The organism is Rhodococcus sp. 008 (assembly GCF_001682295.1).
In the GTDB taxonomy this organism is placed as follows: domain Bacteria; phylum Actinomycetota; class Actinomycetes; order Mycobacteriales; family Mycobacteriaceae; genus Rhodococcus_F; species Rhodococcus_F qingshengii.
The window spans coordinates 3,429,133-3,441,853 of record NZ_CP012749.1 but is presented as its reverse complement, the minus strand read 5'-3'; the positions used below and the strand labels follow the sequence as shown (position 1 = coordinate 3,441,853).

11 protein-coding genes are annotated in these 12,721 nt (G+C 63.3%); 6 read left to right on the top strand and 5 right to left on the bottom strand.

What is annotated here, in order from left to right; genetic code table 11:
• The first annotated feature begins 4 nt into the window (after positions 1–4).
• The gene (locus AOT96_RS15955; RefSeq protein WP_007734572.1) at positions 5–2,017 is read left to right on the top strand and encodes a YhgE/Pip domain-containing protein; all 2,013 of its coding nucleotides are present in this window, start codon (positions 5–7) and stop codon (positions 2,015–2,017) included.
• Here the strand turns inward: AOT96_RS15955 and AOT96_RS15950 are convergent.
• A complete protein-coding gene (locus tag AOT96_RS15950; RefSeq protein WP_042920237.1) occupies positions 2,014–2,592 on the bottom strand; it encodes a nucleotidyltransferase family protein in 579 nt (192 codons plus the stop codon). The genes AOT96_RS15955 and AOT96_RS15950 overlap by 4 nt on opposite strands.
• Positions 2,593–2,657: 65 nt before the next feature.
• On the opposite strand from AOT96_RS15950, the gene AOT96_RS15945 reads away from it, so the two are divergent.
• The 3 genes from AOT96_RS15945 to AOT96_RS15935 all read left to right on the top strand — a co-directional run bounded on the left by AOT96_RS15945 (position 2,658) and on the right by AOT96_RS15935 (position 4,457).
• Positions 2,658–2,903, top strand: coding sequence for a helix-turn-helix transcriptional regulator (locus AOT96_RS15945; RefSeq protein WP_007734566.1), 246 nt, complete (start codon positions 2,658–2,660; stop codon positions 2,901–2,903).
• Entirely contained in the window at positions 2,900–3,388 is a 489-nt protein-coding gene (locus AOT96_RS15940; protein ID WP_054187986.1) for a hypothetical protein, read from the top strand. Before AOT96_RS15945 ends, AOT96_RS15940 begins: the two co-directional genes overlap by 4 nt.
• Before the next feature lie 85 nt (positions 3,389–3,473).
• Complete coding sequence (locus AOT96_RS15935) at positions 3,474–4,457, top strand: LLM class F420-dependent oxidoreductase (protein WP_007734562.1); 984 nt, start codon at positions 3,474–3,476, stop codon at positions 4,455–4,457.
• A gap of 4 nt (positions 4,458–4,461) precedes the next feature.
• Here AOT96_RS15935 and AOT96_RS15930 read toward each other — a convergent pair whose 3' ends face one another.
• Together AOT96_RS15930 and AOT96_RS15925 are read right to left on the bottom strand one after the other, a co-directional pair.
• On the bottom strand, positions 4,462–6,684 hold the full coding sequence (locus tag AOT96_RS15930; protein ID WP_065352000.1) for a VanW family protein: 2,223 nt from the start codon (positions 6,682–6,684) through the stop codon (positions 4,462–4,464).
• Between the two features lie 294 nt (positions 6,685–6,978).
• Positions 6,979–8,334 carry an acetyl-CoA C-acetyltransferase gene (locus tag AOT96_RS15925; protein ID WP_065351999.1) on the bottom strand — a complete coding sequence of 452 codons (1,356 nt, stop codon included), beginning with the start codon at positions 8,332–8,334 and terminating at the stop codon, positions 6,979–6,981.
• Between the two features lie 130 nt (positions 8,335–8,464).
• Between AOT96_RS15925 and AOT96_RS15920 the strand changes: the two genes are divergently transcribed.
• The gene (locus AOT96_RS15920) at positions 8,465–9,811 is read left to right on the top strand and encodes a 3-oxoacyl-ACP reductase (RefSeq protein WP_007734554.1); all 1,347 of its coding nucleotides are present in this window, start codon (positions 8,465–8,467) and stop codon (positions 9,809–9,811) included.
• Positions 9,811–10,674: a MaoC/PaaZ C-terminal domain-containing protein gene (locus AOT96_RS15915; protein WP_007734551.1), complete on the top strand. Its 864-nt coding sequence runs from the start codon at positions 9,811–9,813 to the stop codon at positions 10,672–10,674. The genes AOT96_RS15920 and AOT96_RS15915 overlap by 1 nt, the downstream gene beginning before the upstream one ends.
• Positions 10,675–10,774: 100 nt before the next feature.
• Here the strand turns inward: AOT96_RS15915 and AOT96_RS15910 are convergent, their stop codons facing one another.
• Positions 10,775–11,374: a TetR/AcrR family transcriptional regulator gene (locus AOT96_RS15910; RefSeq protein ID WP_003945885.1), complete on the bottom strand. Its 600-nt coding sequence runs from the start codon at positions 11,372–11,374 to the stop codon at positions 10,775–10,777.
• Positions 11,375–11,446: 72 nt separating this feature from the next.
• A complete protein-coding gene (locus AOT96_RS15905; protein WP_007734549.1) occupies positions 11,447–12,625 on the bottom strand; it encodes a glycoside hydrolase family 3 N-terminal domain-containing protein in 1,179 nt (392 codons plus the stop codon).
• Positions 12,626–12,721: the final 96 nt, after the last annotated feature.

The following is a 12,721-nucleotide window of genomic DNA, read 5'->3' as shown; positions in this document are numbered from 1 at the left end:
CGCGATGCTCGCTGGAATGTCTCTCGGAACCGAACTCAAGCGGTTCTCCCGCGGCGCGATGCCCAGGATCGCACTCGTCACCATCATCTTGATGCCACTGCTGTACGGCGCGATGTACCTGTGGGCGTTCTGGAATCCGTTCGGTGAGGTCAACAAGGTCCCCGTCGCGCTGGTCAACACCGACCGCGGCGCGATGGTGCAGGGTCAGGAGCTCAACGCGGGCGACGAGGTAAGCCAAGCGCTGCTCGATTCCGGTGAGCTCGATCTCCACCTGGTCTCGCAGCAGGAAGCCGCTCAGGGAGTATCGGACGGCACGTACTACTTCTCTCTCACATTGCCTGAGAATTTCAGCGAGGCCGTCGCCTCCCCGACGACCAAGGACCCCCACAAAGCTCAGTTGCAGTTCACCTTCAACGACGTCAACAACTACCTCGGCACCATCATCGGCCAAAACGCCGCCCAGCAGGTCCTCAGTCAGGTCAGCGACAAGATCGGCGCGCAGTCCGTCGAGACAGTTCTGGTCGGATTGACCGATGCAGGTGCTGGTTTGAAGCAGGCCGCCGACGGAGCGCTCCAGCTCTCGGCCGGAGTGAACACTGCCAACGCCGGAGCCGGCGAATTGGCGTCGGGCTCGAAAACTCTGGCCGACAACATGGTTACCGCACGTGACGGTGCAGCCACTCTTGCCGGCGGTACAGCGCAACTCTCGACTGGCATCAACACCGCCACGGACGGCGTCCTCGCACTGACCGACGGTCTGGGGCAGCTCGATCTCGGAGCCGTCCAACTTGGCGACGGCGCAAGCCAACTCAGTGGTGGCGTCACCCAGGTCGTCGACCAACTGAGTGTCCTCGGGAACACACAAGCAGACGTCGCACAGCTGGTCGGGCAGGCAGTGGCCAGCCTTCGACTGAACCCGGATCCCGTCAGCCAACAGATCGCCAATGCCCTCGCGCCTGCCCAGGACATGCTGCGCACTCAGGGTTTCGGTGAAGCGACCATGGGCCAACTGGGCGAACTCAAGAGCGGTGCACAACAACTCGCCTACCAACTCGACGATCCGTCGAGCACCTTCCGAGCCGGGCTCAGCGCCGCGGCCAACGGCGGTGGTGAACTCCGCAACGGCCTGGTACAGCTGCGTGACGGCGGTCAGCAAGTCAACGACGGCGCTCAAACCCTCAGTAGTGGACTGGTTCAACTCACCGACGGAAGCGTTCAACTCTCCGATGGTGCAGCCAAACTCGCAGACGGCACCGAGCAACTCCGTGCCGGGTCTGCCGAACTCGCGACCAAACTCACCGAGGGCGCCGGTCAGGTCCCCAGTTGGAGCGATCAGCAGCGAACCGCAACCGCTCAAACCCTCTCCAGCCCGGTCGAACTACAGGAGACGTACGAGAACCGGGCAAGCACGTTCGGAACCGGTTTTGCTCCGTTCTTCCTGCCTCTCGCGCTGTTCGTGGGCGGCATCATCACCTGGATGCTGCTCAAGCCGCTCCAGAACCGGCCCATCGCAAACGGACTCGGCGCGCTGCGAGTGGTCCTCGCCTCGTACTGGCCGGCATTGCTCATCGGCATCTGCCAGGTGATCGTGATGTACCTAGTCGTGCACTTCGCCGTCGGCCTGCACCCCACACACGCCCTCGGCACCGTCGGATTCCTGATGCTCATCACTGCCACGTACATGGCGTTGATCCAGGCATTCAACGCCATCTTCGGAGTCTCCGTCGGACGCGTCATCACCCTGGCGTTCCTGATGCTGCAACTGGTTTCGGCCGGCGGCATCTATCCCGTCGAAACCACCGCGAAACCGTTCCAGATCATCCACCCCTTCGACCCGATGACCTACGCGGTGAACGGGCTACGACAACTCACCGTCGGCGGTATCGACTCGAGACTGTGGGTCTCGATCGCCGTCCTCGGCGGCCTTCTCGTCGCCTCACTCGGCGCCAGTTCACTTGCTGCACGCCGAAATCGGCAATGGACCATGGACAGGCTGCATCCGCCGATCGAAGTCTAGGTCAGGGTCTCCGGCCAAGGCTCCACGGTCAGCGCAGGCCATTCCCTGCGCCACCGTGCCGCCTTGGCCTCGTAAACCTCTCTCGGTGCCAGCACCGGGTTGGGACGGACGATCATGTCGAAAAGATCGTCGTATCCGTGCGGGGCATACACGTCCACAGTGCCGCCCGCAGACTTGGTGATCCCGAAACAGCAAGTTGTGGAAGCGAAGTGGTCGATAGCGTCGCAGCAACTGGTGAACGGAACGCCGGGAATCCCGAAATGCTGCTCGTACCACAGGTGCACGCGGGCTTCGTTGCGTACTTCGACATCGGCATCCACATCGGCGAACAGTTCTGCCGCCGAACGAATCACACAGTCCTCCGCGTCGTAGCTCAGATCGCCGGCGTCGAAATAGAAGAGGTCGTAGTCCTTGATTCCGGCGCCGAGGTCACGGCCGTCGATGTGATTCCAGACGGTTTGGAAGAGCCCACCCGCCGTCAGGTACCACTCCGGCAATCCCAGCTTCGGCGCACGATCCACGATCGTTGCGACCACCGGATTGGCCAAGGCGATCTCGAGAAATCGTTCACGCATGCTCTTCAGCCTCTCATATGACAAGCAAACTTGACATCTAGTGACAAGTATTCTTTACTTTTTGCATGACTGGAAAGGCTGGCGACAACAACGTGCGGGAGCACCGACGCCTCGCCGGCCTCACCCAGGCGCAACTGGCCACGGCAGGTCAGGTGAGCAGACAGAGCATCGTCTCAGTCGAACGCGGTGACTATGCACCGAGTGTCTACCTGGCACTTCGCCTGGCCCTGGCGCTGGGGACCACCGTCGAAGCGCTCTTCCCCTTACCCGAATCGGAACTCACCACAGAAATTCCAGAGGAGACGGCATGAGCACCATGATGAAGGCAATGCGGTTCGTCGGAGATCTGGACGACGACTTCTACAAGGACGAGCGTCAGCGCGACGTCTGGAACGAAGCCTCGGCCGTGGGGTTCCAATTCGCCTACTGGATCACGTTGATCGCAGCGGCAATTCTGCCGTGGGTTGCCGGACGCACCGGCGCATGGATTTCATTGGGTCTGGTCATCGGATGGTTTGTCTGTTCGATGGTGGTGCTCCGCTACGCGCAGGCCCATGACGTCGACGTCTACGCAAGCATGAAGGGTCTCCAACCCCGATCTCTCGTGGCTGGGTCCGTCTATCTGATCGCATTGATCGGCGTCGTCGCCCAACTCGTAGCTCATCCGGGCGACGGAATCGCGACTTGGGCCGGCGCTGGAGTCGGCGCACTCCTCGGCGCCACGGCAGCCGCACTAGGCGTAAAGCTTCACCAGCAGCGCGCCAAGCGACGCGACGCGGCCGAAGAACTTCTCTGACTTCCGGAAGTCTGCCCAGCACAACGGAATCCATAGAGTTGGTAAAATCGTGCCAGGTCAACCGATCGCGAGTAACGTCGAAACGGTGAGCACTCGCCTCGGATACCAGATGCCCAACTTCAGCTACGGCGGTCCGGTCAAGGACCTCTTCCCCACCGTCATAGCGCAGGCCCGCGAAGCCGAAGCCGCAGGCTTCGACACTGCATTCGTGATGGATCACTTCTACCAACTCCCCGGAATCGGAGCGCCGGACGCCCCGATGCTCGAGGCCTACTCGGCGCTCTCCGCGCTGGCGACGGCCACCGAGACCATCCAGTTGTCTGCACTGGTCACGGGAAACACCTACCGCAATCCGCCCATGCTCGCCAAGACCGTCACCACCCTCGACGTGGTGAGCGGCGGTCGGGCCATCCTGGGCATCGGCGCCGGTTGGTTCGAACTCGAACACAATTCGTTCGGATACGAGTTCGGAACGTTCACCGAGCGCTTCCAGAAACTCGACGAAGCACTGCAGATCATCGCGCCGATGCTCCGCGGTGATCGCCCCACCTTCGACGGCAAGTGGTACCACGTCAAGGACGCCATCAACGAGCCTCGCGTCCGCGACGACCTGCCGATCCTGCTGGGCGGTGGCGGTGAGAAAAAGACGTTCGGCCTCGCCGCTCGCTTTGCGGATCACCTCAACATCATCTGCGACCCGTCGGAACTGCCGCGCAAGATGGAAGCACTTGCGGCACGCTGCGACGAAGCCGGTCGCGATCCCGCAACCCTCGAGACCAGCTTCCTCACGTTCATGATGATCGACGAGGACGGCGACAAGGCTCGCGCCCATCAGCGAACGTTTCTCGCGGAGCGTGGCCTCGACATCACCACGGCGCCGGAAGACGTGGTCGCCAAGGCCACCGAACGCCATTTCGTCGGCAGCCCGGACGACGTCGCCGAGCAGGTTCAGACGCGCATCCTCGACCACGGCATCGACGGCGTCGTGATCAACCTGATCACCAACGGCGAAGAGCCAGGCATCGTCGACCTTGCGGGCCGCACCCTCGGCCCACTCGTCGGCAAGTAATCCCCTACTCGCACTTCACGATCGGCACCGGGTCGTACTTGACGGTTCGGGTGTTCGAGGAAATCTCGGCGCCACTCGCGTGGTCGGTGATCACGCGAGTGTCGCTGACCGTGAACCCGGGTGCACCGCTCGAAGCCACACAACCAGGCCCCTCCGGCAACGTCACGGTGTTCGGCGACGTCGGCGACGTACGCGGGCCGGTCGTCGACGTGACATCGACGGTTTTGGTTCCCCAGATCCGAACTGTGATGTTCGACGACGTCGCAATCGTCTCGATCATCACGCCGGTCTTCGCCGGATTACGGAACTGCAGGTCGATCGCACCATCGAAGATGGTCGCCTCACGAGCCTCGGGGTACCGCGAGATGTAGTAACTGTGCTCGGTGTGCGCGACGTCCTCCATACCTGCGAAATACGTCGCGTTGTAGAGCGTCGTCGCGAGCTGGCTGATACCGCCGCCGACAGCCTTGTCCGGGCGACCGTTGTTGATGATCCCCGACTCGATGTATCCCTGCGCCGCACCGCGCGGGCCCGTGTACTCGTTGAGCGAGAACGTGTCACCGGGCTTGATCACGGCCCCGTCGATCTCCGACGCGGCCAGGCCGATGTTCACACCAGACGCGTATTCGAAACCACCGGTAGTGAATTCGCCGATCACCTCGTTGATGCCGAGTGCCTCCGCGGCTTCGGTGGTCAACGCCGGCGGGACCGGTCCGTACACGGCGGGCGTTGCCCGAGAAGCCGTGCTGCCCAACAGAACCGGAAGTTCCTTGACCGTGTCCGGCCAGTTGATCAGATCACCGACGACACCGGGCACAACCGACGGTTTGCCACCGGCGAAGGTGAACGACGCGTCCTTGGGTTGTACTTCCGTCGACGCCAACTGCGGAGTCAGAATCTTGATCGCAGCATCCGTGTTGTACTGCGGAGTCAGCCCACCCGAGCCGTCGGGCGTGAAGGTCAGAACCTCGCCGATCTGATCGACGCCGAGTGTCGCGACCTTGCCGTCACGGCCGTTGACCACGACGTCACCCGAGACAGCTGGAATAGCGATCTCCTGCAGCGCACGATCGACACCGGCCTGAGTGACCGTCACCGGAACCTCGTCGACCGGAAGATCGACGACGCCACCATCGGACCATTCAGCGGCGAAGGTCGAACCCGCCTGCTGCGTTTCGAGCGCCTGACCGGGAGCGGGCGAAACACCAGTCGCCTTCCCGTTCTCGAACACGACTGCACCTTCGACGGGCGCACGATCGCTGTTCGCCGCGAGCTGCGCCATCGACGCATCCAACGCACCCTGGTCGATTGCCGACACCACGGGCACCTCGCGGGAGCCGAAGAACGACGTGATGCGGGTGATCGGGTTGATGGGCTGAGCGTTCACGCCCGACAGCGTCGCCGACCAGTCGACGTCCACACCCGCAGACGAGGGAACGATCTCGGAGTCGACGCCGCCTGCATGTACCGCTACCGGTTCGACGAGCCTCGGGCCGAGTTGGGCGCGCAGCGTGGCCTCCGCGTCGGCGGGCGTGAGATCACCGATGTCCACCCCGGCGACCTGAGTGCCGCGTGGTGTCTTCCCGGACGAGGTGAAGATGTCCACTCCGTAGGCAATCGCTGCGACGGCAAAGATGGCGCCGACTGCTATCGCCGGTTTGACCCACTTGCGGGAAGACTGCGAAGCGGGCGCCACCGGTTGTTGCGGCGCCGGGGGTGCAACTACCTCTGGTTCTCGGACAACAGGCTCGTACTGCTGCTGGATGGGTTCGAGTTGCTGGGTGTCGTACTGCTGCACGAACTCGGGACGCGGCGGCTTCGGGGGAACCACCACTGCCGGGGGCTCGAACTGCTCTGTCTGCTCGTCGATGGCTTCTGTCGCCGGAGCCGAGTTGACTACTTCCGTCGGCGGTGCGTCCTCCGCTGGGACGACAGGGATGACGGTGGTGACCTCGTTTGCCGATTCGTCGACTGTCGCTTCCGTGGAATCGCTTGCTTCTTCGTCGACAGGCCTTGGTGCTTCGGCTGGTTCCGGTTCTACTGATTCAGCCTCGACAACGGCCTCAGTGTCCTCAGGGGCCTCGGGTTCCTCGACCGACTGGGGTTCCTCGACCGACTCGGTCTCTTCGACCGCCTGAGGTTCCTCGACCGACTCGAGTTCCTGTTCCGGGAGGGACGAGTCCTCGCTGTTCGTCTTCTCGACGGACGGACCCTCTTCGTCACTCACCTGTTGGCTCCTCGCTGCATCAACCGTCGCTGCGGCGCTCACCGACAACTCAATACAGGATATCCGGACATACGAGAGCCCCGCGCTGCTGCCAGGTCGGGGGTCAGGCAGCAACACGGGGCTGTCATGAATATCGGTAGCTATTCTGCAGCGTTACACGCCTGCGCGAAAAAGTTTGCAAAGAGTTCGGGGATCCGGCCACCCCTCGTGGCCGGATCCCCGATTACGCATCCCCTCGCGACGATCACTGCAGGTGAGCGCAGTTTTCAGTCGCATGGGGAGATTGTGGAGCGGTTACCGCTCGATGATCGCCGTGACACCCTGGCCACCGGCCGCACAGATCGAGATCAGGCCGCGGCCCGAACCCTTCTCCGCGAGCATCTTTGCGAGGGAAGCCACAATACGTCCGCCGGTCGCCGCGAACGGGTGACCTGCAGCCAAGGACGATCCGTTGACATTGAGCTTGCTTCGGTCGATCGATCCCAATGCGCCGTCGAGGCCGAGGCGTTCCTTGCAGTACTCGTCCGACTCGAAGGCCTGCAGGGTTGCCAGAACCACCGAAGCGAAGGCTTCGTGGATCTCGTAGTAATCGAAGTCCTGCAAGGTCAGACCGTTGCGGGCCAGCAAACGCGGGATCGCGTACGTGGGAGCCATGAGCAACCCGTCTTTGCCGTGGACGTAGTCGACGGCAGCGGTTTCGGAATCGACGAGGTGCGCCAGAACCGGAAGATTGCGCTCGGCTGCCCACTCGTCGGTGGAGAGGAGCACTGCAGAAGCGCCGTCGGTGAGCGGCGTCGAGTTGCCTGCCGTCATCGTCGCGTCGCCGAGCTTGGTACCGAAGACGGGCTTGAGCGTCGACAGCTTCTCGACGTTCGAACCGGGACGGAGGTTGTCGTCGCGGGTCAGGCCGAGGAACGGGGTGACGAGGTCGTCGAAGAAGCCGCGGTCGTAGGCAGCTGCCATGTTCTTGTGGCTGGCAGCGGCAAGTTCGTCCTGGTCCTCGCGCTTGATGCCGAATTCCTTGGCGGTGATCGCAGCGTGGTCACCCATCGACTTGCCGGTGCGAGGCTCGCCGTTGCGCGGAATTTCCAGGCCGAGCATGCCCGCACGGACGTTGCCGAGCAGCTTGATGCGGTCGCCCGTGGACTTCGCGCGATTGAGGGAGAGCAGGAGCTCGCGCGCCTGATCGTTGACGCCGATCGGGGCGTCGGACGTGGTGTCCGTGCCGCCGCCGATGCCCGAATCGATGCGGCCGGCCGAAATGGCGTCGCCGACGGCGATGATCGACTGCAGTCCCGTGCCACACGCCTGCTGAAGGTCGTACGCCGACGTGTACGGGCTCAGCGCGCTGCCGAGAACGGACTCGCGAATGAGATTGAAATCACGGCTGTGCTTGAGCACCGCACCGCCGACGACCATGCCGAGCTTCTCGCCCTGCAGATTGAATCGGCTCACCAGACCGTCGAGCGTCGCAGTGAACATGTCCTGGTTGGACGCCTGTGCGTACGCCTTGTCCGAGCGTGCGAACGGAATGCGATTTCCGCCGACGATCGCAACCGGACGGCGCTGACCTGCAGAATTTGCAGCGGCTGCGGCCGGTGCAGTGCGCGGTGCGGCGGGCTTTGCATTTGAACGGGCTTTGCTTGTCACTTGCGTCTCCAAGGATGGTGCGATTACCTGTTGAAGACTATTCTTACTCAGTAGTAAGTTACTTGTCTATCGCCGCATTCTTTCGATTGCCCGGTGAGAGACAACCCGAAACACAACAGAAGGTAGGACCGTGGCAGCCAGCAAGGGAGCTCCCGACCTCTATTCACAGTTCCTCTCGTCCGCCCCCGGCGCATTCATCGCGTCGAAGGCCGGCCTGCCCAGGCCCGAGAACCTGCGTCGATACAAAGCAGGAGAACCCGCACTCGCCGGACCTGTCCTCATCGGCGGCAAGGGTCGACTCGCAGAACCACTTCGCGTACTGCTCTCCGACTACCCGGCGGCTCAGGCACACGACAGCAGCTTCGGTGGACTCGTGTTCGACGCCACCGGAATCACTCAGGTCAGCGAGCTCGAGCAGCTGTTCGAGTTCTTCCAGCCCGTGATCCGCAACCTCGCACCGTCGGCTCGCGTCGTCGTTCTCGGCACGACGCCGGAAGAAACGTCGAGCGTCGACGAGCATGTCGCGCAGCGCGCTCTGGAAGGCTTCACCCGCAGCGTCGGCAAGGAGATCAAGCGCGGCTCCACCGCTCAGCTGGTCTACGTCTCCCCCAAGGCATCCACCGGACTCTCCGGCGTGGAATCGACTCTGCGCTTTCTCCTTTCGGCAAAGTCCGCCTTCGTCGACGGCCAGGTCATCGTCGTCGGCGCTGAAGATTCCGTCGCGCCCACAAGCTGGGACAAGCCGCTCGAAGGCAAGGTTGCCGTCGTCACCGGCGCAGCCCGCGGTATCGGCGCCACCATCGCCGAGGTCCTGGCCCGCGACGGCGCGCACGTCGTCTGCGCTGACATCCCGGCCGCCGGCGAAGCGCTGTCCGAGACCGCGAACAAGGTCGGCGGCACGTCCCTCGCCCTCGACGTCACGGCAGCCGACGCAGCCGAGGTCCTCGCAGCTCACCTCCTCGAGCGTCACGGTGGAGCGGACATCATCGTCCACAACGCCGGCATCACCCGCGACAAGACCCTCGCCAACATGGACGAGGGCCGCTGGAACATGGTCATGAACGTCAATCTTCTTGCACCGCAGAAGATCACCGAGCACCTCGTCGAGAAGGGCGCTCTCAAGGAAGGCGGCCGCGTCGTCGACGTCTCCTCCATCGCCGGCATCGCGGGCAACCGCGGGCAGACCAACTACGGCACCTCCAAGGCCGGCGTCATCGGCCTCGTACACGCCGAAGCTCCCGTCCTGGCGAAGAAGAACATCACCATCAACGCCGTCGCACCGGGCTTCATCGAGACCGCCATGACCGCAGCCATCCCCTTCGCCACCCGCGAAGCCGGCCGCCGCATGAGCTCGCTCCTGCAGGGCGGCGAGACCGTCGACGTCGCCGAGACCGTCGCATACTTCGCCAGCCCGGCCTCCAATGCCGTTACGGGACAGGTCGTTCGCGTCTGCGGCCAGAGCCTCCTGGGCGCATGATGGCAACAAAGACCGTCGCGCTCACCGAGCAGCCGAAGACCCTCGACATCTACTCCCGCGCGGTACTGGGATTGTTGCCGTGGAACAAGTCCAACTCGCGCTCGGTGCCACAGCAGACCTTCACCCTCACCGGATTGAAGGTCGACACCGACAATCTGGCGGCGTACTGCCGCGTGACCGGACTGCGGTTCGGCGACACTCTGCCGATCACGTACCCCTTCACCTTGGCCTTCCCGACCGTGATGAAGCTGATGGTGTCGAAGGACTTCCCCTTCGCCGCCGTCGGCTCCGTTCACGCCGAGAACGTCATCGAATCGCTGCGGCCCATCTCCGTCAGCGAACCGCTGGACCTCTCGGTGCATGCCGAGAACCTGCGTGAGCACCGCAAGGGCCTGCTGATCGACGTGATCACCGAAATTCGGGTGGGACGGGAACTGGTCTGGCGACAGACCTCGAGCTTCCTGAACCAGCAGAAGACCTCCCTGTCCGGCCAGCCCGGTCCGGAGCCCAAGGCCGACGAGGTCCCCCCGATGCCGATGAGCACCATCCGCGTCGACCAGACCACGATCAGCAAGTACGCCGCTGTCTCCGGCGACCGTAATCCGATTCACGTCTCGTCTCTGGGCGCGAAGGCTTTCGGTTTCCCGAAGACCATTGCTCACGGAATGTGGAGTGCCGCGGCAGTTCTGCGGACCGTCGAGGGGTCCGTCGCGGACAAGGTCACCTACAGCGTGCGTTTCGGGAAGCCGATTCTGCTACCGGCGACGCTGAATGCCTACGCTGATCGCACCGACGACGGCTGGGATCTGTCACTGCGCCACCCGAAGAAGGGTTACCCGCACGTCACTGCGACGCTGCGCTGACCTGAGTTTTGTCGGGTTCCCACCCGCCCCAATTGAGCGAACGTACCTTTCGGCGCCTTGGATGCGCTGAAAGGTACGTTCGCTCAGATTGGTTTGAGAGCTATTCGGACTTCTTCTTGCCCGACAGACCGCGCCACGCGAGGGATTCGAGTAGATCCGCTGCGGCATCCACTTCGATTTCCCCACCCGCAACCCGGTCCGCTACCGCCTCACCTGCGCCGACGAGCGCGATGGCGATGATCCCGTAATCGTGCGCGGCATCAGGATCCTTGGTGCTGGACTCGAGCAGATGCGCGGTCAACTCGATCAACCGATCGCGGCTGGACTGCACGGTTCCCGCAAAAGCCTGCTGCCCGACGGCCTGACGGTAGAGCACCATCCACGACTTGCGGTTTGCGCCCACGAACCCGAGGAAGCCCTCGAGAGCGGCGCGCAATTGTTCACGCGGAGTCAGGTTCGGCGCGCCGGCCGGGGCGAGGGCCTCGAGGAAGCGGAGCCCTTCACGATGAATGCACGCCGCGAACAACTCTTCCTTCGAGCCGTAGTACAGGTACAGCATCGGCTTCGAGATCTCGGCCTTGGCTGCGATGGTGTCCATCGAAGTTTCGTGAAACCCCCTGTCGGAGAACACGTCCACAGCCGCGTCGAGCATCTGCTGCTCACGCACTGCGCGTGGCAGTCGCTTGGTACCGCCGGCCATGCTTCCTCCAACCACAGGGTAAATGTCGATCTTACTCTACGGTAAGATTGCGCGTCGAATCCTGACTTCGACTCAGCAGGTCACGGCACCTTTGGCAGCGGCAACTGTGACCACAGCCTGATCGACCCGCGTCTGCGGAAGCTCACCCGACGCGACGGCCTGCTCGAGATGATCGAGAACCCGCGGAACGTCGTCGGTGGTCAGCCACAATGCCTGATCGACTCCAGCCACCAGCGCAGCCTGAACCGCGTCGGCAATATCGTATCGGTCGGTGATCGCCTGCATGCCGCTGAGGTCGTCGGTGAACACCGGGCCGGTGAACGGCGCTGCGCCGTAACCCACTCCGTCGCGAAGCAACGCAACGGCTGCGGGGCTGATGCTGGCAGGGGTACCGGGCTCGGTCAGACCGGGAACCTCGAGGTGACCCATCATGACGCCGACTCCCGTTCCCGACAGCTCACGGAAGGGAATCAGGTCCGACGCGATCAGATCCTGTAGCGGCGGCGTTGTCACCTCACCCCGGTGCGAGTCACCCGACGCGCTGCCATGCCCGGGAAAGTGCTTGATCACCGGGAAGATTCCGGCATCGCGCATGCCCTGCGCGTACGCACCGGCGTAGGCAACCACGGTCTGGGGGTCGTCGGAGTACGAGCGGTCCCCGATCACGGAGTCGTCGGGTTGGCTGCTGACGTCGACGTCGGGGGCGTAGTTGACGGTGATCCCGAGATCCTTCAAACCGCGTCCACGCTCGAGTGCCATCTGGTACGTCTGTTCCACTGTCATGGTCTGCGCCGTTTCCCTGGCCGACGGATCGGGCCCGAGGATGTCCGCGACGCGGGAAACTCGTCCACCTTCTTCGTCGATCGTCACCATCAACGGCAACTTCGACGCCGAAGCAACCTGCGGCACTTCACGATTGGTGAGCATCGACTGATCGGTCCAACTTCCGACGAATATGCCGCCGATCTCCTCGTTCTGCACTATCGACACTGCGTCGTCGGTCCCGGTGACGCCGACGTTGAGCAGCTGGGCAAGTTTCTGACGCAAGGACAGCGAGGCTAGAAGGTCACTACCGCACGACGCGGCGACGGGTGCGGAGCTCGATGCCGCAGGCGTCGACGTGATCTCGGTGCTGGTGCTGGTCGGGGCGCTCGAAACCGGATCGGCGGTCCCGTTTTCGCCCGAGCATCCCGCAACCAACCCTCCGCACAAAGCAATGGTCGTCGCAGCCTTCAGAAACTTGATCCGCATACCTCGACCGTAACGGACCCGGTACCCATACACTCCCTCACGGGCACATCGGGACGGTAGCCTGGAAGAGAACCGATTCCCCCGCTGACGAGGAGG

What these genes read in the sequence shown, in the direction of transcription:
- AOT96_RS15950 (WP_042920237.1), bottom strand. Translation starts at nt 2,592, where the DNA reads ATGCGTGAACGATTTCTCGAGATCGCCTTGGCCAATCCGGTGGTCGCA.
- AOT96_RS15945 (WP_007734566.1), top strand. Translation starts at nt 2,658, where the DNA reads ATGACTGGAAAGGCTGGCGACAACAACGTGCGGGAGCACCGACGCCTC.
- AOT96_RS15915 (WP_007734551.1), top strand. Translation starts at nt 9,811, where the DNA reads ATGGCAACAAAGACCGTCGCGCTCACCGAGCAGCCGAAGACCCTCGAC.
- AOT96_RS15940 (WP_054187986.1), top strand. Translation starts at nt 2,900, where the DNA reads ATGAGCACCATGATGAAGGCAATGCGGTTCGTCGGAGATCTGGACGAC.
- AOT96_RS15910 (WP_003945885.1), bottom strand. Translation starts at nt 11,374, where the DNA reads ATGGCCGGCGGTACCAAGCGACTGCCACGCGCAGTGCGTGAGCAGCAG.
- AOT96_RS15905 (WP_007734549.1), bottom strand. Translation starts at nt 12,625, where the DNA reads ATGCGGATCAAGTTTCTGAAGGCTGCGACGACCATTGCTTTGTGCGGA.
- AOT96_RS15955 (WP_007734572.1), top strand. Translation starts at nt 5, where the DNA reads ATGCTCGCTGGAATGTCTCTCGGAACCGAACTCAAGCGGTTCTCCCGC.